Origin of the sequence: Streptomyces sclerotialus (assembly GCF_040907265.1) — a bacterium.
GTDB classification, from domain to species: domain Bacteria; phylum Actinomycetota; class Actinomycetes; order Streptomycetales; family Streptomycetaceae; genus Streptomyces; species Streptomyces sclerotialus.
Genome location: NZ_JBFOHP010000002.1, coordinates 217,538 through 236,068, shown reverse-complemented (window position 1 = coordinate 236,068; position 18,531 = coordinate 217,538). Strand labels below are relative to the sequence as shown.

Annotated in this window: 15 protein-coding genes; 9 read left to right on the top strand and 6 right to left on the bottom strand. The window is 73.2% G+C overall.

Annotated features, from left to right (window positions below):
• From AAC944_RS01190 to lysA, 7 genes are all read left to right on the top strand, one after another.
• Positions 1–4,287 carry a non-ribosomal peptide synthetase gene (locus AAC944_RS01190; protein WP_078888259.1) on the top strand — a complete coding sequence of 1,429 codons (4,287 nt, stop codon included), beginning with the start codon at positions 1–3 and terminating at the stop codon, positions 4,285–4,287.
• On the top strand, positions 4,284–4,706 hold the full coding sequence (locus AAC944_RS01185; protein WP_051871335.1) for a cupin domain-containing protein: 423 nt from the start codon (positions 4,284–4,286) through the stop codon (positions 4,704–4,706). Before AAC944_RS01190 ends, AAC944_RS01185 begins: the two co-directional genes overlap by 4 nt.
• Entirely contained in the window at positions 4,703–6,061 is a 1,359-nt protein-coding gene (locus tag AAC944_RS01180; protein WP_051871336.1) for a lysine N(6)-hydroxylase/L-ornithine N(5)-oxygenase family protein, read from the top strand. Before AAC944_RS01185 ends, AAC944_RS01180 begins: the two co-directional genes overlap by 4 nt.
• The gene (locus AAC944_RS01175; RefSeq protein ID WP_030607909.1) at positions 6,058–6,414 is read left to right on the top strand and encodes a cupin domain-containing protein; all 357 of its coding nucleotides are present in this window, start codon (positions 6,058–6,060) and stop codon (positions 6,412–6,414) included. The genes AAC944_RS01180 and AAC944_RS01175 overlap by 4 nt, the downstream gene beginning before the upstream one ends.
• Positions 6,411–7,937, top strand: coding sequence for a class I tRNA ligase family protein (locus AAC944_RS01170; protein WP_030607912.1), 1,527 nt, complete (start codon positions 6,411–6,413; stop codon positions 7,935–7,937). The genes AAC944_RS01175 and AAC944_RS01170 overlap by 4 nt, the downstream gene beginning before the upstream one ends.
• A gap of 116 nt (positions 7,938–8,053) precedes the next feature.
• Positions 8,054–9,328: an ATP-grasp domain-containing protein gene (locus tag AAC944_RS01165; RefSeq protein WP_030607915.1), complete on the top strand. Its 1,275-nt coding sequence runs from the start codon at positions 8,054–8,056 to the stop codon at positions 9,326–9,328.
• Between the two features lie 5 nt (positions 9,329–9,333).
• A complete protein-coding gene (lysA, locus tag AAC944_RS01160; RefSeq protein WP_078888260.1) occupies positions 9,334–10,644 on the top strand; it encodes a diaminopimelate decarboxylase in 1,311 nt (436 codons plus the stop codon).
• 17 nt (positions 10,645–10,661) lie between these two features.
• Here the strand turns inward: lysA and AAC944_RS01155 are convergent, their stop codons facing one another.
• From AAC944_RS01155 to AAC944_RS01140, 4 genes are all read right to left on the bottom strand, one after another.
• Positions 10,662–11,732 (bottom strand): Vgb family protein, encoded by a 1,071-nt coding sequence (locus tag AAC944_RS01155; protein ID WP_368396753.1) that lies wholly within the window; start codon positions 11,730–11,732, stop codon positions 10,662–10,664.
• A 1-nt stretch (position 11,733) separates the two neighbouring features.
• On the bottom strand, positions 11,734–15,300 hold the full coding sequence (locus AAC944_RS01150; protein ID WP_037771068.1) for a WD40 repeat domain-containing protein: 3,567 nt from the start codon (positions 15,298–15,300) through the stop codon (positions 11,734–11,736).
• Entirely contained in the window at positions 15,297–15,725 is a 429-nt protein-coding gene (locus AAC944_RS01145; RefSeq protein WP_030607926.1) for a hypothetical protein, read from the bottom strand. The genes AAC944_RS01150 and AAC944_RS01145 overlap by 4 nt, the downstream gene beginning before the upstream one ends.
• 296 nt (positions 15,726–16,021) lie before the next feature.
• Entirely contained in the window at positions 16,022–16,528 is a 507-nt protein-coding gene (locus AAC944_RS01140; RefSeq protein ID WP_030607929.1) for a hypothetical protein, read from the bottom strand.
• A 190-nt stretch (positions 16,529–16,718) separates the two neighbouring features.
• On the opposite strand from AAC944_RS01140, the gene AAC944_RS01135 reads away from it, so the two are divergent.
• Together AAC944_RS01135 and AAC944_RS01130 are read left to right on the top strand one after the other, a co-directional pair.
• Positions 16,719–16,883, top strand: coding sequence for a hypothetical protein (locus AAC944_RS01135; RefSeq protein WP_368396752.1), 165 nt, complete (start codon positions 16,719–16,721; stop codon positions 16,881–16,883).
• Positions 16,867–17,190 (top strand): hypothetical protein, encoded by a 324-nt coding sequence (locus AAC944_RS01130; protein WP_368396751.1) that lies wholly within the window; start codon positions 16,867–16,869, stop codon positions 17,188–17,190. Before AAC944_RS01135 ends, AAC944_RS01130 begins: the two co-directional genes overlap by 17 nt.
• Before the next feature lie 139 nt (positions 17,191–17,329).
• On the opposite strand, the gene AAC944_RS01125 is transcribed toward AAC944_RS01130, so the two are convergent.
• Both AAC944_RS01125 and AAC944_RS01120 read right to left on the bottom strand, forming a co-directional pair.
• Positions 17,330–17,596 (bottom strand): hypothetical protein, encoded by a 267-nt coding sequence (locus AAC944_RS01125; protein WP_030607932.1) that lies wholly within the window; start codon positions 17,594–17,596, stop codon positions 17,330–17,332.
• Between the two features lie 174 nt (positions 17,597–17,770).
• Complete coding sequence (locus AAC944_RS01120; protein WP_030607935.1) at positions 17,771–18,517, bottom strand: DUF1838 family protein; 747 nt, start codon at positions 18,515–18,517, stop codon at positions 17,771–17,773.
• Positions 18,518–18,531: the final 14 nt, after the last annotated feature.

Sequence of the window (18,531 nt, the reverse complement as noted above, 5' to 3'; positions counted from 1 at the left end):
ATGGCGACGGCACCGCTGGGCGCGGACCACGACAGGGCGCGCGAGGAAAGGAGGAGCCAGGTGGAACGGGAGCTGCCGGACGAGCGGCAGGAGGCCCACGGCCTGCTGTGGGAGCTGGCCGAACACGGCGTGACGGTGCGTGCGCGGCGCGGCCGGCTGAAGGTCGACGCCCCCGAAGGCACGCCCGCCGCGCTCATGGACCGCGTGACGGCGGCCGAACCCGCGCTGCTGGCGGCGGTGGCGTCCCGTCCCGGCAGCCTCGGCCCGCGCCTGGACGGGACCGCCGGGGACGGCCCGGACCCGGAGCCGTTCGCCCTGACCGACCTGCAGAGCGCCTACCACGTCGGCGAATCGGACTACCCGCAGCTGCGCACCGCGGCCTGCGTCGCCCACGGCTTCGAGGTCCCGGACCTCGACGAGGAGCGGCTGCGCACGGCGCTGCGCACGGTCATGGCGCGGCACGAGATGCTGCGTGCCGCGGTCGACGAGGAGGGCCGGCAGCGGGTCGTGCCGCTCGCCCCCGGCTGGGGCCCGGCCGTGGTCGACTGGAGCGGGCTCGCGCCGGGCCCGGCCCGGGAGGCCTTCACCGCCGAGCGGGCCGGTGCGGCGGACGCCCTGCCGCCGCTCACCGCCGGGCCGCAGCTCTCCTGCACCGTGTACCGGGCGCAGGGCACCTCCTTCGTCCTGCTGTGCCTGCGCCTGTTCGTCCTGGACGCCCGGTCGATCGGGCTGGTGTGCAGGGACCTGGCGGCGGCCTACGAAGACCGGCCCTGCACCGGTCCTACGGCCCCGCCCGGCCTGTTCCGCCGCTATGTGACGGCCCTGGCCGAGCACCGCAGCAGCCAGGCCTACCGCAACTCGGTGGCGCACTGGCGGCGGCGCGCGGCGGAACTGCCGCCCCCGCCGCCGCTGCCGCTGCTCGGCCGGCCCGACCACGCCGCGTTCGCCCGGGTACGCCACCGCCTGCCGGCGCCGGTGTGGCAGCGGCTCCAGGAGCGGGCCCGCATGGCCGGGCTGTCCGCCAACACGGTGCTGTGCACGGCGTACGCCGAGGTGCTGCGCCGCTGGTCGGGGCGGCCCGACATCTCGCTCACCGTGCTGGTGGCGACCCGCGGCATGCTCGCGGCCGACGGGGCCGGAACCGGTCCCGCGCTGGACGCGTGCGTCGGCAACTTCGGCAGCACCCTGCTGCTGGGCTGCGACGGCGCCGGTGACACCTTCGCGCGCCGTGCCGAGGCACTGCAGCTGCGGCTCATGGAGGACCTGCCGCACGCCTGGCTGTCCGCGGTGGAGCTGGCCCGCATGCGGCGGCGCACCCAGCCCGGCGCCGAGCCCGCCAGCCCCTACGTGTTCGCCTCCGGCCTGGACACCACGGCCGGCGGCCCGCTGCCGCCCCATCTGCAAACCCCGGGCTGGGACCTGGTGTTCAAGGCCATGCACACCCCGCAGGTCCTGCTCGACCACCAGGTCTCCGAGGAGGACGGCGAGCTGGTGTGCACCTTCGACCACGTGGCCGCCGCGTTCCCCGAAGGCCTCGTACAGGAGCTGGCGGCGGCCCACGCCGACCTGCTGCACCGCCTGGCCGCCGGCCCCGCCGCCTGGACGGACCCGCACCCGCCCGCGCTGCCGCCGGCCCTGCTCCGGGCCCGCGAGGACGCCAACGCCACCCGGCGCTCCTTCCCGCACGCGCGCGTGCTGGACGGGCTGCGCCGCGGCGCGGCCGACGCCCCCGGGCGTCCGGCGTTCATCGGCGAGGACGGCACGCTGGGCTACGGTGCTGCCGCCGCCGAGGTGGGCCGGATCGCCGCCGAGCTGACCGCCGCCGGAGCGGACCGCGGCGAGCTGGTCGGCGTACTGGCCCGCAAGAGCACCGCCCAGTACCTGGGCGCGCTGGCGGTGGTCGCGGCGGGCTGCGCCTACGTACCGCTCGGCGTGGACTGGCCGGCGGCCCGCATCGAGGCGCTGCTCGGACGGCACGGCATCACCCGCGTGCTCACCGACGCACACGGCTCCCGCCTCCTGGACCAGGTGTCCCACCCGCTCACGGCCGTACCGCTGGACGCACCGGCCGGGCCCGCAGGCCCCGCGGTACTGCGCGAGGGCGACGGCGCCGACCTGGCGTACGTCATCTTCACCTCCGGCTCGACGGGCGCGCCCAAGGGCGTCGCCATCCCGCACAGCGGGCTGCTGAACACGGTCCAGGACATGGTCGAGCGGTTCGGCATCGGCCCGGACGACCGGCTGCTGTCGCTCTCCGAGCTGCACTTCGACCTGTCGGCCTTCGATCTGTTCGGCGCGCTGCACAGCGGAGCAGCCGTCGTCGTCCCACCGCTGGGCGGCCGCCCGGACCCGGAGCTGTGGGCGACCTGGCTGCGCCGCTCGGGCGCCACCGTGTGGAACACGGTGCCGGCGCTGATGGAGATGCTCCTGGACCACCTGGGCGACCGGGCCGCCGACGCGCTCGGCGGGCTGCGGCTGGTCCTGCTCAGCGGCGACTGGATCCCGCTCGGCCTGCCCGAGCGCATCGCACGGGCGGCTCCCAAGGCCCGGACCGTGGCGCTGGGCGGTGCGACCGAGGCGTCGATCTGGTCCAACTACCACGTCGTGGATGGTGTCGACCCCGCCTGGAAGTCCGTCCCGTACGGCCGTCCGCTGGCCAACCAGCGCTACCACGTGCTGGACGCGCACCTCGCCGACGTACCGCACTGGGTGCCAGGCGACCTGTTCATCGCCGGCGAAGGACTCGCCACCGCCTACTACGGACAGCCCGAGCTGACCACTGAGCGGTTCCCGTGCCATCCGCGTACGGGGGAGCGGCTGTACCGCACCGGCGACCAGGCACGCTACTGGCCCGACGGGACCCTGGAGTTCCTGGGCCGTACCGACCACCAGGTCAAGGTGCGCGGTTACCGCGTGGACCTGCTGGAGGTCGAGCAGCAGCTCGCGGCCGTTCCCGGAGTGCGCGCCGCGGCCTGCGTGGTCCTCGGCACCGGTGCCGACGCCCGGCTGGTCGCGTTCGTCGTCCCCGCCGCGGTGGGGGAGGAGCAGCCGGACGCCCTGGACGCGGCGGAGCTGCGGTCCCGGCTGGCCCGCACCCTGCCCGGCTACGCGGTGCCCGGCGCCTTCCACCCCCTGCCCGCGCTGCCGCTGACGGCCAACGGCAAGCGGGACACCAGGAAGCTGCTCGAACTGGCGGGCACGGAGGTACCCCGTACGCGGTCCGCCGCCGCGGGTCGCGCCCCGGCACGGCCGCCGCGCACGGAGCGCGAGAAGACCCTCGCCCGGCTCTGGGAGCAGGTCTGCGGGGTGCCGGTGGCCTCCGTCGACGACGACTTCTTCGCCGTGGGCGGCAGTTCGGTGACCGCGGTGCGGCTGTTGCGCCGTATCGAGGCGGAGTTCGGCATCAGGCTGCCGCTGTCCAGCCTCTTCGAGGCCAGCACCGTCGCCGGTCAGGCGGCGCTGCTCGACCGCGGTGCGGAGACGCTGCTGGTGCCCGTACGCCCCGAGGGCGACGCGGTCGTGGTACTCGTCCACCCCGTCGGCGGCCATCTGCTCGGCTACCGCGACCTGATCGGCGCACTGCCGGAGCACTGGGCGGTGTACGGGCTGCAGAGCCCGGAACCGGCCCGGCTGCCCGCCACACTGGACGCGCTGGCCGACCGGTACGCCACGGCCCTGGACGCGCTGGACGGCCGCCCGGTGCACCTGCTCGGCTGGTCGATGGGCGGGGTCCTGGCCGCCGAGACGGCCCGTCGGTGCCCGGCCGGGGACGTGCGCTCGCTCACCGTGATCGACAGCTTCGTGCAGGCGCCCGAGTCCTGCCCGCCGTCCGTCTTCGACGCCACGGCCGCGGCGGTCGGCTTCTTCGCCGACCACGTCGGGCAGCGCGCGGACGCGGCAGCCGTCGACGCACCCCCGCCCGGCCACCCCGACCCCTTCGGGTACCTGGCGGCCCGCCACGTCCCCGACGAGCCGACCGGGTCCCTCGGCGCCCTGTACGAGCAGTACCACGCGCTGTACCGGCTGCTGCTCACCCACCGTCCCCGGCCGCTGCCCGGAGCCGTGCCCACGCTCGTGGTGCACGCCGAGGGCGAACGCGGTGACGTCTTCCGCGGGCTGACGCCGCTGCGCCGGCACCCCGGCGGCCTCGTGCCCGCGGGTGCCGTACAGCACGCACTGCCCGGGACGCACTACTCCGTGATGCGCGGCGAGGCCGCCCGCACTGTGGGGCGCCTCTTCCACAGCCACCTGTCGCAGATTCCGAACACTCTGGAGGGAACGGCATGAGCGACCGCAGGACGATCGAGGACATCGTGGTCTTCGGCGAGTCGAAGGGCGAGGTCCGGCACGTCCGGAAGGGCCCCGACCGCTGGATATCGGGTGAGCTCGCCATTACCAACACGCTGCAGTTCGCCAGCCACGACGGCGCGTTCACCTCGGGCATCTGGGAGAGCACCCCGGGGAAGTTCCGGGCCGTGTACGAGGAGGACGAGTTCTACCACATGCTGCACGGCTGCGTGGTGATCGCCGACGAGGAGGGCAACTCACGCACCTTCCGCCCCGGCGACACCATCGTCGTGCCCGCAGGGTTCACCGGCACCTGGGAGGTGCTGGAGCCGACCAAGAAGTTCTACGCCCACTACCGGCCCCCGGCCCCGGCCGCCGTGGACGCGGACTGTACCGAGCACGGCGGTGGGGCCCGATGAGCACCGTCTCCCAAGGTGCCCCGGCACGCCACCGGCTCCTGGGCATCGGATTCGGCCCCTCGCACCTGGCGATGAGCGCCCTGCACGCCTCCGGCCAGTGGTCCGGCGACGGCGCGGGGCTGCACTTCCTGGAGGCGCGGCCGTCGTTCGCCTGGCACCCGGACATGCTGCTGCCCGGCGCCCGCATGCAGGTCTCCTTCCTCAAGGACCTGGTCACCCCGCGCCTGCCCACCAGCCCGTACAGCTTCACCAACTACCTGGTGGCGCACGGCCGCCTGGAGCAGTTCCTCAACCTGAGCACGATGAACCCGACCCGCGCCGAGTTCGTCGACTACTTCCGGTGGGTCGCACGGCAGCTGTCCGGCTATGTCGGCTACGCGAGCCGGGTGACGGCCATCCGCCCGGTGCCCGGGCCCGACGGCGGCGTGACGCACCTGGAGGTCGACTACCAGGACGACGCGGGCCGGACGCACGCCCTGGCCGCCGACCACGTCTCGGTCGCGCCGGGTGGCACGCCCGTCGTACCGGCCGGCGTCGCCCCGGAGGCGCTGGGCACGGGAACGGTGTTCCATAGCAGCGCCTTCCTCACCGGCCTGCGCCGCTTCGAGCGGCGCGGCACCGCACTGCCGTACCGCTTCCTGGTGGTGGGTGCGGGCCAGAGCGCCGCCGAGGTCTTCCGCCACCTGGCCGGGCAGTTCCCGGAAGCGGCGGTGACGCTGGCCCACCGGGGCTTCGCCCTGATGCCGGCCGACAGCAGCGCCCTGGCCAACGAGATCTTCAACCCCGAGTCGGTGGACCTCTTCCACGGTGCCGACGCGGACCGCCGCAGACGCATCATGGCCGACCTGAAGACCACCAACTACGCGGCGGTAGACGAGGAGGACATCACCGGCGTCGCCGAACTCCTCTACGAACAGCAGGTGCACGGCGGCCGGAGGCTGGCGCTGCGCCGCTTCACCGAACTGGCCGGCTGCCACGCGGACGGCGAACAGGCCGTGACGTCCCTGCGCGACCTGCTGACCGGCGAGTGCCGCACCGAGCGCTACGACGCGGTCGTGCTGGCCACCGGCTACGACTTCCGTGAGGCCCGCGGCCTGCTCACGGAGCTGGAACCGTACGTACGCCGGGACGCGGACGGGCAGTTGTGCGTCGGGCGCGACTACGCCGTCACCACCGCCGAGGGCTTCGCGCCCAAGGTGTTCCTGCACGGCGCCGCCGAGCACACCCACGGCCTGACCAGCACGTTGCTCTCCCTGGTGGCCCGCCGTGCGGGCGACATCCTCGACACCGTCTTCGGCCCGGCGGCGGACGATCCCGCCGCTCCGCCCACTCTTCTGCAAGGAGCCCCCGCATGAGCGGCATCCAGATCCAGCGACAGGCCGAGGCCGTCGTCCACGAGGAGTACGGCTGTGCCTTCCGCCGCATCCTGCCCTGGCAGCACACCGGCCCCTCGGACACCGGCATGGGAGTGTGCACCGTGGCACCCGGCGGGGTGACCACCCCGCACTCCCACGAGGACCACGAGCACTTCTACGTGGTGCGCGGCCATGGCCTCGTCGAGGTCGACGGCGTACGCACCGAGATCGGCCCGGGCGACGCCCTGGTGGTGGCCTCGCAGCAGACCCACCACTTCACCAACCTCTCCGCGACCGACGAGCTGGAAATGGTCTCCGTCTGGTCGCTCGGCCCCTTCGGAGCGAACCGATGACCGACCGCCGCCCGGCACAGCGCCGCAGCTTCCTCGTCACCGCCACCCCGCCGACCACCAACGGCGACCTGCACGTGGGCCACCTCTCCGGCCCCTACCTGGGTGCTGACGTCTTCACGCGCGCCCAGCGCCGGCTGGGCCACACGGCGCTCTACGCCTCCGGCGGCGACGACCACCAGACGTACGTGGTCACCACGGCCCAGCGCCTCGGCCTGGAGCCGGCGGCCCTCGCCGCCCGCTCCCACCAGGAGATCACCGCGACCCTGGCCGCGGCCGGCATCGACATCGACGCGTTCACCACGCCCGACGACGCCTACCGGGACCTCGTACGGGACTTCTTCGCCGGCCTGCACCGGGCCGGCAAGCTCGTGCCCCGCACCTGGACCTTCCCGTACTGCGCCGAGACCGGCCGCTACCTGCTGGAGGCGTTCGCCACCGGCCACTGCCCGGAGTGCCTGACCGCCACCTGCGGGGCGATCTGCGAGAACTGCGGGCACCCCAACGACGTCACCTCACTGCTCTTCGCCACCAGCACCGGCGCCGCCACCGCGGCCACCGAACCGCGGGAGGTGGAGATCCTGGTACTGCCGCTCGAGGAGTACCGCGAGCAGTTCACCGCCTTCTACGCGGAACACCGCGCCACGATGCGGCCCCATGTGCTGCGCTTCGTGGACGAGATGCTGTCCCGGCCGCTCCCGGACTTCCCCGTCACCTACCCCGCCGACTGGGGCGTGCCGGCAGGCATCGACGGCTTCGACGGCCAGGTGTTCAACGTATGGGCCGAGATGCTGCCCGGCCTGATCCACATGGCCGAGACGGCCCGCGCCGGCCGTGCCCCGGAGCAGACACCGGGCGTGTGGGACAAGGACTCCGGCTTCGAACTCGTCCAGTTCCTCGGCTACGACAACACCTTCTACTTCTCCTTCGCCCACCTCGGACTCGCCCTCGCGCACGGCGGTCTCGTCACGCCGACGGCGATCGTCACCAACGAGTTCTACCACCTGGACGGCGCCAAGTTCTCCACCAGCCGGCGGCACCTGATCTGGGCCCGGGACCTGGTCGCCAAGCACGGCGCCGACAGCGTCCGGTTCTACCTCGCACTGGGCAACCCCGAGCACCAGCCGGCCAACTTCACCGAGCGCGAGTTCACCGACGCGGTCCGCACCCGGCTGCACGAGCCGCTCGCCGCGGTGTGCCGGGCCCTGGCCCCGCACACCGGACAGCGCATCGAGACGTCCCAGGACGCGGCGCAGCCCCTGGAGCGCTACCGGAGCCGCATGCGCCGCGCGTTCACACTGGAGACGTTCTCGCTGCGCACGGCGGCGGACGCGACGGCCAACCTGCTGGCGCTCCTCGCCGAGCGGGCCGCCGACGACCCCGGCCTCGCGGTACAGGGCCTGCGCGAGCTCGCGGCCGAAGCCGCCCCGCTGATGCCCGGCCTGTGCGCACGCGTCGAGTCCCGGTACGCGGCGGCGCCCGGCGCGGTCCCGGACCTCGCGGACCTGCTCCCGGGATCGGACTGATCCGGGCCCGCCACCGCGCCCGTGGTGACCGCATCCGCACCCTGCGGGCGCACCGGGTTTCCCCGCATCCTCACCCCCGTACCCCTCCCCGTCCACGACCCCTGTAGGCAGTCCTCATGCACATTGCGTTCGTCGACTCCAACCCCGCAGCGCTGGATGCCATCCGGCGCGCCAAGGAGGAAGGCCATCGCGTCACCTTCCTCCAGGCCACCGAACCGTGGTACCCGCCCACGGAACAGAACCTCGCGGTCGTCCACTCCGCCGACACCCTGATCGACCGGGTGACGACCACCGACGCCGAAGCCGTCACGCGCGCGCTCGCCGCCAGCCACGCCGCCGACCCGATCGATGCCGTCATCACCCAGCACGAGATGTGCGCCGAGGCGGTGGCCGCCGCCTGCCGCACCCTGGGGCTGCGCGGCACCGCACCCGAGGGAGTCTTCACGGCCCGCCGCAAGGACCTGTGCCGGGCCGCACTGGAGAAGGCGCGCCTGGCGTCCGCGCGCTACGCCCTGGCCGGGACGGCCGAGGAAGCGCTGGCCGCCGCGGAACGGATCGGCTACCCCGCGGTGCTCAAGCCCCCGTCCGGCGCTGACAGCCTGCTGGCGTACGTGGCGCAGGACGCCGCGCAGGCCGCCGAGGCCTGCACCGGCATCCTGGAGGGCCTCGACTCCCTGCCGGAGAACTGGCGGGGACAGTTCCGCCGCGGCATCCTCGTCGAGGAACTGCTGACGGGCACCCTCGTCTCGGTCGAACTCGGCGCGCGCGACGGCGAGTTCTTCCCGTTCTGCGTCACCGGCCGGTTCCGCTGGGCCAAGGACGAGGTCGTCGAACTCGGCTCCTACATCCCCGCGAACCTCCCGGAGGACCTGGCCGGCCGCTGCGTGGCGTACGCCATCGAGGTGTGCCGGGCGATCGGCCTGGACCTGGGCGTGTTCCACCTGGAGATCATGGTCACCGAGCGGGGACCGGTACTGGTGGAGGCCAACCCCCGGGTGATGGGCGGTGCGCTGCCCACCATCTACCGCCACGCCACCGGAACCAACATCTACGACAGCCTGCTGCGCATCCTCGACCCGGAAGCGGACGTGCGCCCGCCCGCCGGTACCGAGGGCTGCACCGGCGGACGCAAGGTGATGCCCGTGCACGGCGGCACCCTCGCACCCACGGCGTCCGTGGACTGGATCGCCGACGAACCCGGAGTGCTGCAGGTCGTCGGCTTCGACGACTACGCGACGGGCCCCGGCCGCACCGTACAGGCCGGGCAGGTGGTGGCCCGCTTCATCCTCCGCGACACCGACCACGCGGCGGTCGTACGCGGCGCGGAGCGGATCCTGCGCAGGCTGGAGCAGGAACTCGGCCTGGAACTCATGATCGGCGAGAAGGACTGACCACCATGGCCGAATCTCCGCACCCGACGGCCGGGACCGCTCCGGTGCCCGCCCGGCCCTTCCCCGGAGCGCTCGACGGCCCCCGCCTGGCCGGCCTCGCCGCCGAGTTCGGCACCCCGCTGTGGGCGTACGACGCCGGCACCGTGCGCGCGCAGATCGCCCGGCTGCGCCGCTTCGACGTCATCCGGTACGCCCAGAAGGCCTGCTCCAACATCCACATCCTGCGCCTGATGCGGGAGGAGGGCGTCCTCGTCGACGCGGTGTCCCTCGGCGAGGTCGAGCGGGCGCTGGCCGCCGGCTACGAGGTGGGCGGCGCCGGCGACCCCATCGTGTTCACCGCCGACCTGCTCGACCGGCCCACCCTGCGCCGCGTGGCGGAGCTCGGCGTACCTGTGAACGCGGGCTCGCCGCAGATGCTGGAGCAGATCGGCACGGTGGCGCCCGGCCACCCCGTGTGGATCCGCATCAACCCCGGCTTCGGCCACGGCCACAGCCGCAAGACGAACACCGGCGGCGAACACAGCAAGCACGGAATCTGGCACGAGCACCTCGCCGAGAGCCTGGCCCTGGTCGACCGCTATGGCCTGGAGCTGATCGGCCTGCACATGCACATCGGCTCCGGGGTGGACTACGGGCACCTGGAAGCCGTGTGCGAGACGATGGTCAAGCAGGCCCGCCTCGCCGGCCGGGACATCCACGCCATCTCGGCGGGCGGCGGCCTCTCGGTGCCGTACGCGCCGGGTGACCCCGAGATCGACACCGACCGGTACTTCGCGCTGTGGGACTCCGCGCGCCGGGAACTGCAGTCCGAGCTGGGCCACCCGGTACGCCTGGAGATCGAGCCGGGACGCTTCCTCGTCGCCGGCTCCGGTGTGCTGGTCAGCGAGGTACGGGCCCGCAAGCCGATGGGCAGCAATCACTTCGTGCTGGCCGACGCGGGCTTCAACGACCTGATGCGGCCCGCGATGTACGGCGCCGGGCACCGCGTGTCCGTACTGGCGTCCGACGGCACCGTACGCGGCGAGCGGCCCCGGGAAACCGTGCTGGCCGGTCCGCTGTGCGAGTCCGGTGACGTGTTCACCCAGCTGGCCACGGGAGAGGTGGAGCCGGTGGTCCTCCCGGACGCCGAGATCGGCGACCTGCTGGTCTTCCACGACACCGGCGCCTACGGCGCGAGCATGTCCTCCACCTACAACTCGCGCCCCCTCATCCCGGAAATCCTCGCGGACGGCGACCGCACCCGGCTCATCCGCCGCCGCCAGACGGTGGCCGAACTCCTGGCCCTGGAGGAGGCCACGGCCGGAACGGAGGAGTGAGGAGCGGCGCTGCGCATTCAGCGGGGCGGCGGTGTGAAGCGGCGGACCGTGTCGGTCCCACGGTCCGCCAGCCAGAAGCCGCCGCCCGGGGCGGGCACGATGCCGGTCAGATTCTTCGCTCCCCGCACGGGCCAGAGTGTGACCCTGCCCTTGGTGGTGATCCGTCCGACCCGGTGGTCCGTCGTGAACCAGAGGGCCTTGTCGGGCCCGAGGACGAGGCCGCCCGGGTGCTCGGACGCCCGGACGCGGAAGTGGGAGAAGCGGCCGCCGGTGTCGATGCGTCCGATGCCGCGCCGCTCGGTGAACCACAGCGCCTCGTCGGGCCCGGCGACCATGCTCTGCGGGAACGTTCCCTTGGGCAGCGGCCACTCCTTGTACTGCCCTTCGGCGGTGAGCCGTCCGACGCCGTCGCGGTCGTCCTCGTCGTACTGAAGCTGCTGGGAGAACCACACCGCACCGTCCGGCCCCGTGGCGATGCCTCGTACGGGGATGTCGAACTTGCCCTTCATCGGCCCGATGCGGCGCAGCCCCCGCTTCATGTCGGCGCGGCTCATGACGTTGGCACCGCGCTCGGCGTGCTCGAACCAGATGGTGTTGTCGGGACCGAGGGTCAGGGCATCGGGGAAGCCGGGGTCCCCGCCTCCGGGGCCGTTGGGGCGGGCGTAGGAACCGCCGTCCCACCAGGTGAACCTGCCGGACGGGGCGAGGCGTCCCAGCTGGTCGCCGGCGGTGTACCAGATCCCGCCGTCCGGAGATTCCTGGCGGTCGTACGGGTAGGGCGGGAAGCCGGGGCCGCGGGGGAGCGGATGCTGGGTGACCTTCCCCGACGGAGAGATCTCCGCGATGGCACTGAGCCGCCCCTGAGCGACCCACAGCGTGCCGTCGTCGCTCACCACCATGTCAGCGAGGAAGGCGTTGCCCGGCAGGCGGATCGCGGATGGACCGCGGTAGGACGCTGACGCGGACGGGCTGCGGTGGGAAGCTGACGCGGAGGGGCCGCGCTCGCTGCCGTGGCCGGTCCCCGGCCCGCAGCCGGACAGCGCGAGCGCCGCCGCCGACGCGAGCGCCGCGGCGATCCCCCGCCGCACCTCACTCCCCGCAGCGCAGCGACGACGGTACCTCGGTGCCCATGTGCTGCTCCCAGTCGTCGGGTCGGAGGTCCCTGCCGGCCGACGAACAGACGGTGCGGATCCAGACACGCGGATCAAGACTCCATTCGATGAGTTGCCCCATGTCGCTGGTGGCAGGGCCGTCGGGTTCGGGAGCGTCGGTCTCCGAGAAGTCGGCCTCCGTCGCGGTGACGAGCTTCGTGCCGTCCGTCGTGAGGGCGATGCCCGTCGACTCCGCCTTGTTGCCCTCGGGCAGCGGAAGCGTTCCGAGGACGCTCTCGGACGGCAGGTCGAGGAGGCGGACGGTGCGGTCCTCGGACGTCGTCCCGGCGACCAGCTCCCCGCCGGTGACCGGGCCGACCGCGGGGTCGGCCACGCCCTCGACCGTGCCGAGGCGCCGGCTCCCGGACGCGGACCACAACTCCAGTGCGTCACTGCCGCGTTGGACGAGCAGCCGGTCGCCGGCGTAGGCGATGCCCCGGACGTCGGCCGCGCGGATCGTACGGATGCGGCCGGACTCGGTGCTGATGACGCGGACGCGGGTGCTGCCGCTCCCGTCGAGGCCCGGCCGGTCGATCACCGCGGCGTGCGCGGCCCGCGCGTCCAGCGCCACGTAGGTGCGGCTCAGCTCGGCGCTGGAGCCGGCCGTCGGCGCCATGGATCTCGGGCCCGGCACCTCGCGCAGCACCTTTCCGGACTCCGCGTCCCGGAAGCGGACCGTACCGGAGGCGTGCACCTCGGCCACCTTCCGGCCGCCGGGCAGGAACCGCAGCAGCGTGGGAGGGTCGAAGAGCCGCAGCGGGTTCGGTACGGCGGGCCAGGTACCGACGGACCGCCACACGCGTTCCCGCGCCAGGATCTCCGCGCTGCCGTCCGGCGCCACCACGATCAGCCGCTCGCTGTCGGGCCGCCACAGCAGTTCCGCGAAACCCGGGATCTTCGCCCTGCGAGGCAGCCTCCGCTGCCGCTCGTCCGAGGCGGGAACACCGAGTCTCAGGGTGGACAGCTGCGTCCCTTCACTGTCGAGGACCGCCGCGTCGCGCCCGTCCGGCGACACGGACACGCGCGGCGCCTCACAGGCCAGGCAGGAGTCCCGGATCGGGACTTCGGCGACCCTCGCGATACGCGTGCGCTGGTCCAGGTCCCACAGGGTGAGTACGTCACGGGACGCCGAGACGAGCCGGCTGCCGCCGCTGCCGACGAAGGCGAGGGCGCCCTCGGTGACCGCGCCGGCGCCCGGGAGGGCGAGGGGATCGGACGCCTTCCCGTCCGGCGCGTGTGTGCGGCTCACGCGGAGGGTGGAGCCGATGGCCGTGGCCACGTGGGAGCCGCCGCGGCTGACGGCCAGGGCTGTCGCACGGCCCGGTTCCGTCTTCGCCTCCCGCTCCGGATCGTAGGCGTCGGGCTTACCCCGGGACGGCCAGACCGGCAGCGTGGAGCCCTTGTTGCTGTAGCTGATGTGGCTGCCGTCCGGGGCGAGTGCGGAGGCCGCGTTGACGGTGCCGAAGCTGAGGGAACTCCCGGCGGTGCGGGCCAGCCGCTTGATGGAGATCCGGTTCCAGGTGCCGTGGGCGTACTCGACGACCACCAGCTCCGCGTCCCCGTCGAAGGCGAGCGCCGACGGATCCGACGTCATGTCGCCGAGCTTCAGGTGTCTCGTCCGCCCCGAGTCCCGGTCCAGGACCGAGAGCGTGCGCGGGAGGCCGAACTCCGAAGTCGTCGTGGTGGCCGCGACATAGCGGCCCGAGGGTGAGACCGCCACCGCCGTGGGCCGCTCCCCGGCGGGCAGGCGAGGCACGGTGGAGGTCTCCCCGTAAGCCCACACCTTGACCGTGCGGCGGTCGGCCGCCGCGACGATTCCGCCGCCGGCATTGGACGCGACCGTCTCCACCGGGCCGGGAAGGCGGCCCAGTCGCTCGTGGTGGCCCTTGAACCGTCCGCCGTCGAGCGCCCACAGCTCCACGTCGCCGCCCCGGGTCCCGGCGAACGCGCGCCTCCCGTCACCCGAGGCCGACACCGCGGAGACCGTCCCGGCGGCCCGCACGCTTCCGGCCAGCTGAGGGCTCACGGTGACCGCGCGGAAGAGGGCCCGGCGGGTCAGCGGATCGGCGTGCTGCCGGTACGCGCGCTCGGCGAACAGCCCGGCGAGCCCGACATCGCTCTGCAGGAGGTTCTCCGACACATCGGCCAGCCGGTGAGCGGTGGCCAGCCGGTTCCGGGCCGTGGACTCCCGGTGCTCCACCACCACCCCGGACGTCACGGCAGCGGCGACCAGGGCCAGCGCGGTGACGAGGCGGGCCGTGCGGAAGCGGCGGGCATAGCGGTCGGCCTGACGGAGCGTCTCGGCGAACTTCACGTCAGCGGGCTCGGGCGCGTGGGCGGCGTCGGGCCGGTTCGCGGCGGGAGCGACCAGACGCAGCCCTTTGCGGCGCGCGGCCAGGAGCTTGCTCTCCATGCCGCTGACGCCGGTGAGCCGCTCACCGTTGCCCAGCGCCCCCGTTACCGCGGTCCGCGGACGCAGGCCGTAGAAGACGCCGCGCAGCCAGGCCACGCTGGGCCGCCGCGTCCGGGGGTACCGCAGGAGTTCCCGCAGGCCCAGGGCGAAGGCGGCGCCGAGGGACGGGCCCCCGATCCGCGGGGGAGGAGAGGGGCGGTCCGTCATGACGAGGCGCCACAGCACACAGCGCGAGCCGCGGCCGGGCCCCGCCACGGCCCACGCCCGGCCGAGGGAGACCGCGAACTGGCCGTCGGAACTGCGCAGCCCGGTCATGAACCGGGGATCGGGGTACAGGCCAGGAGGCCCGGCGGGAAACTCGCGAAACTCCAGGACGCCGGTCGCGCCGGGCTCGGTGCGGTGCTCGGTCTCGCCGAACACCACCGGCACTTGTACCAGCGGCCGGCTGCGCGGCTCGCAGCCCGCCATCAGCAGCACGGCGGCCATCAGCGTGCCGTCCGAGGCGGGCGACCGCTCGCCTTCGCCACCCGGCGGTGGCGGTGGCAGCTGCGGGATGCGTTCGAGGACCGCGTTCAGCCGCTCGGCGGCGTCTGCCGGAAGGCCGTCGGCTCCCCGACCGGACGGCTGCACGGGACCGGGCGCAGCCTGGACGGACAGCAGGCCGCTGCCGGCCCACATGCTCCGTACGCGCGCGAGCGCCTCGTCGTGCTCCGCTGCCCGCCCCTCCGGCGCGCTCAAGGCGCGGGCCAGCAGGTAGGCATGGCGGGCGGACGTCATCGCGTCGGACGCAGGCGTGCCGGACGCAGGCGTGTCGGAAGGAACAGTGTCGGACGGGCGGTCCGGGGCTGTCGCGTCGAGCCAGGCGGCCAGCTCCCCGGCTGCTCCGGAGTACAGCCAGGAGGGGTCCGTGCGGACCGCCTCGCTGCAGCACTTCCACCACAACTGCCGCTCGCCGAGCAGCTCGTGCACCGCGGCCTGCGGGCTCACCGCGTCCCGGAGGGCGGCGTCGAGCGCGGCGCGGTGCCGTCGGGCGGAGCCGGACGCCGCCTCGCTGGACGTCATTTCCTTGGACGTCATCTCCTCGGACGTCATCGCAGCGCACCGTCGATGACATCGCGCATCCCGTCGCTCACGGACTCCCTGACGCGGCGCCAGGCGTCGCGGGTCGTCTCGTTGAGCGCGGCGCCGATGGAGTACGCGACGGTGGCCGGGGCCCAGTCGGCCTCCGGGGACACGGGGGACGGCCCGGTGGCGGCCCACGTCGAGCCCGGTCCGAAACCGGGGAGGCGCACGTACGAAGCCGCGAGCCCGAACCGGCCCCGCACCACGGGCACGAGGACGACGCGCTCGTACCCGTCGTCCGGCTGTGTGTAGCTGACCGTGGACAGCAGCGGCCGGTGGTCCTCTTCGTCGGTGCCGCGTACCACCACTTCGAGGGCGTACTCGGATGTGTTGCCTGCGGGGTGGCGCAGCAGGAAGCCCGCCCGGCCGTCGGGGGAGGTGGCTTCGAGTACCACCGCGTCGGTCCCGGAGGCGGTCAGCGCGCCGACCGTCGGAAGCGGCGGCAGCGTGAACCAACCAGGCGAACCGGGGCGGGCCTGCGGCCGGTGAGCAGGCGGCTGTTGGGGAGCGGGCGGCGGACCGGAGGCGGGAACGCGGACGGGACGCGGGGGGAGGCTGACCCCGATGAACGATGCCAGGACGCGCTGCCACAGGGGGTAACCAGCACGTCCGCGTTCGACTGCCTGCGTGGGGCCGGTGCGACGTCCGCCGGTGAACGACGCCCAGGAACGCCGGGCGACCGCTCCGCGGCTCACGGGGCGGCCTCCCCTCGAACCTGATCGACTCCCGGTGGCCCGGGCTGCGTCGGGACGCTGGAAGGAGCCTGGGTGGTGGCGGCCGGTGCGGAGGGAGGGGCCGGTGCGGATGGAGGAGCCGGTGCGGTGGGCGCGGCGGGAGCTGCCGCGGGAGCGGCGCCGGGGACGGCCCCCACCTGGAGCGCCTCGGTGACCGTGGTGGCGCTCCCCATCTGGGCGAGGACGGCAGGCGCCGAAGCCCCCACCGCGACGGCCGCGAACACCCCTGCCAGTTCGCCGTGGAGCAGCCAGCCCGCCGCGCCGCCCAGCACGATGCGGAAGAGCGCGGCGAGCGCATCAGCGGGCGGATCGATATACGTGTTGAGCTGCGGCAACGCCTCGGCGGCCACCCTCGCCGCATGCCGCGCCTGCTGCCACGCATGCAGTCGCCCGAACGTCACGACGGCCTCGACGACCAGCCCGCCGCCGGCGCCGTACAACGCGCCCTCGGCCCACGTAAGCATCGGACCCCCGTCCCTTCGGCGGATTTCACCACCCCGCCGCACCGCACCCGGTGAACCCTTTTGCGTCAGGCAAACGTACCGGCGGTCACCCCGAACTCAACCGCCACCTAACGAAGTTCGTTCCCCTTCTGGCGCAACATGGCCGGATTCAGCCAGTCGGTCAGCGGTGTACGACAGCTGGAGAGAAAGGGTGAGCTGGGACAGCCAGGAGATGACCAGAAATGTGATCAGCTTCGGCCACCAGCTTCGCGACGATCTCGGCGTACACGAGGCCGTCCCCCGCATCGACGGAATACCGCTCACCGAGCTGATCGACAGGGTTCGAGACCGGCGCCAAGATGCGACCCGCAGGTGACGCCTACGGCGGTCTCATCCCGCAGTTCTTCCGGTTCGGGCCCATGACGGACCACTTCCACGGACGGTCCGCCAACGCAATGGGGCAGCGAACGCCCGTGCTCGGCTGTGAGTGCGGCGAGTGGGGGTGCTGGCCGCTCATGGCCTGCATCACCGCGACAGCTGCCGTCGTGACCTGGGACTCTTTCGAGCAGCCGCACCGTGCAGAACGCGACTGCACGGCGTTCGGCCCGTTCCACTTCGACCGCCGGCGGTACCACGACGCCTTGCGGGTGCTGAGCGCGACAATGGACTCCGACGACACGTGAGCTCGGCGCAGGCTCGACGGTCTCCATCTGAGAGCCGGCTGCATCCGTACGGCGGCGCCGCACCAGAAGGTGCAGCGCCGCTGAGCGTTCCGTGAGGCCTGCTGAGCGCGCCGCGGCGGCTCAGGCCGTCATCGCCTGCTTACGAAGCGTCGTTCACCCAGAGCTGGTACTTCCCGTTGACCGGCTTGCAGTCCCACTGGGAGTAGACGGAGTTCTTGCCGTCGTTGTAGCACTCCTTGTGCGTGCGGTAGGTGCCGACGTAGATCCACGAGTAGGCGCCCGGCGCCACGGCCGTCGTCGTGCTCGTGCCGGGAGACACCGGAGCGGCCTGCGCGGTGGCGACGGAAGCACCGGTCAGCAGGGCGGCTCCCAGCGCGGCACCGGCAAGCGCGAGTCGAGTACGCATGTTGTTCCCTTCGAGGTCGAAGTGGCTGGCGGGACGATCCTCGGGCAAGCCGAGAGCGGTGGGAACGGAAAACGGGTGTCCCGGACAGCCCTGGCGTGTCCCGGACACGGTCCCTCGTGTCCATGCTGGTCAGCCGCCTGTCCCGGCCCGTGCTCGACGCCGGTGGTCCGGCGGCTACTCCGGCGGGTTGAGCTTGCGGAAGTACGTCCAGCTCGTCTCGTTCGGCTCGCTCCACCTCTCCGGGGCCTGGGCGAACTTCGGTTGGTGGGCGGCGATGTAGGCACGGGTGCGCTCGGGAACCTCGGCGTACGAGCCGAGCTTGCGGCCCCGGCAGTGGTAGGTGAGGCCCCCGGGCCGCTGGCCGCGGGCCATCCACGGAAGCCACGGGGACATCCGGGTCCACGACATGGTGGCCGGGACGCTGGGCGCCGGGCCGGCCAGGTCGGCGGCGTCGGCGAAGAACTGGAAGAGCTCCAGGGCCTTGTACGTGTCGTCGGCCGAGTGAACGGGGTACTGGGCCACCGGCAGCGGAGAGGGATAGGCGAGCGGGATCTCCAGGTTGAAGCTGATCTTGTCGCCGAGGTCGGTCGTCGGGATCGGGAAGGGACGCCACTTCTGGTTCGCCGGATCGTTCCAGACGTGCACCACCGGCAGGTCCTGCCAGGTCTCCAGGATCTCGCGCGTAACGGGGTCGAGGTAGAAGGCGGCTTCGCGGGTGAGCAGTCGGTAGGTGTCCGGGCCGTCCTCGGCATCCTGGACGAGGCGGGCGACGTTGAGCCCTTCGAAGCCGAATACGCGCTGGTAGGGCTCGTCGGGGGCCCAGGAGTACACGTCCCCGGACCACCAGTACGTGACCTCCTCACCGTCCAGCGAGGCGCGGGTGCGGGCGAAGGAGCGGAGCAGCTCTGCGGGGGTCGTCATGCGGAGTACTTTGC

What these genes read in the sequence shown, in the direction of transcription:
- AAC944_RS01125 (WP_030607932.1), bottom strand. Translation starts at nt 17,596, where the DNA reads ATGCGTACTCGACTCGCGCTTGCCGGTGCCGCGCTGGGAGCCGCCCTG.
- AAC944_RS01165 (WP_030607915.1), top strand. Translation starts at nt 8,054, where the DNA reads ATGCACATTGCGTTCGTCGACTCCAACCCCGCAGCGCTGGATGCCATC.
- AAC944_RS01190 (WP_078888259.1), top strand. Translation starts at nt 1, where the DNA reads ATGGCGACGGCACCGCTGGGCGCGGACCACGACAGGGCGCGCGAGGAA.
- AAC944_RS01170 (WP_030607912.1), top strand. Translation starts at nt 6,411, where the DNA reads ATGACCGACCGCCGCCCGGCACAGCGCCGCAGCTTCCTCGTCACCGCC.
- AAC944_RS01150 (WP_037771068.1), bottom strand. Translation starts at nt 15,300, where the DNA reads ATGACGTCCGAGGAGATGACGTCCAAGGAAATGACGTCCAGCGAGGCG.
- lysA (WP_078888260.1), top strand. Translation starts at nt 9,334, where the DNA reads ATGGCCGAATCTCCGCACCCGACGGCCGGGACCGCTCCGGTGCCCGCC.
- AAC944_RS01185 (WP_051871335.1), top strand. Translation starts at nt 4,284, where the DNA reads ATGAGCGACCGCAGGACGATCGAGGACATCGTGGTCTTCGGCGAGTCG.
- AAC944_RS01180 (WP_051871336.1), top strand. Translation starts at nt 4,703, where the DNA reads ATGAGCACCGTCTCCCAAGGTGCCCCGGCACGCCACCGGCTCCTGGGC.
- AAC944_RS01130 (WP_368396751.1), top strand. Translation starts at nt 16,867, where the DNA reads ATGCGACCCGCAGGTGACGCCTACGGCGGTCTCATCCCGCAGTTCTTC.
- AAC944_RS01175 (WP_030607909.1), top strand. Translation starts at nt 6,058, where the DNA reads ATGAGCGGCATCCAGATCCAGCGACAGGCCGAGGCCGTCGTCCACGAG.
- AAC944_RS01140 (WP_030607929.1), bottom strand. Translation starts at nt 16,528, where the DNA reads ATGCTTACGTGGGCCGAGGGCGCGTTGTACGGCGCCGGCGGCGGGCTG.
- AAC944_RS01120 (WP_030607935.1), bottom strand. Translation starts at nt 18,517, where the DNA reads ATGACGACCCCCGCAGAGCTGCTCCGCTCCTTCGCCCGCACCCGCGCC.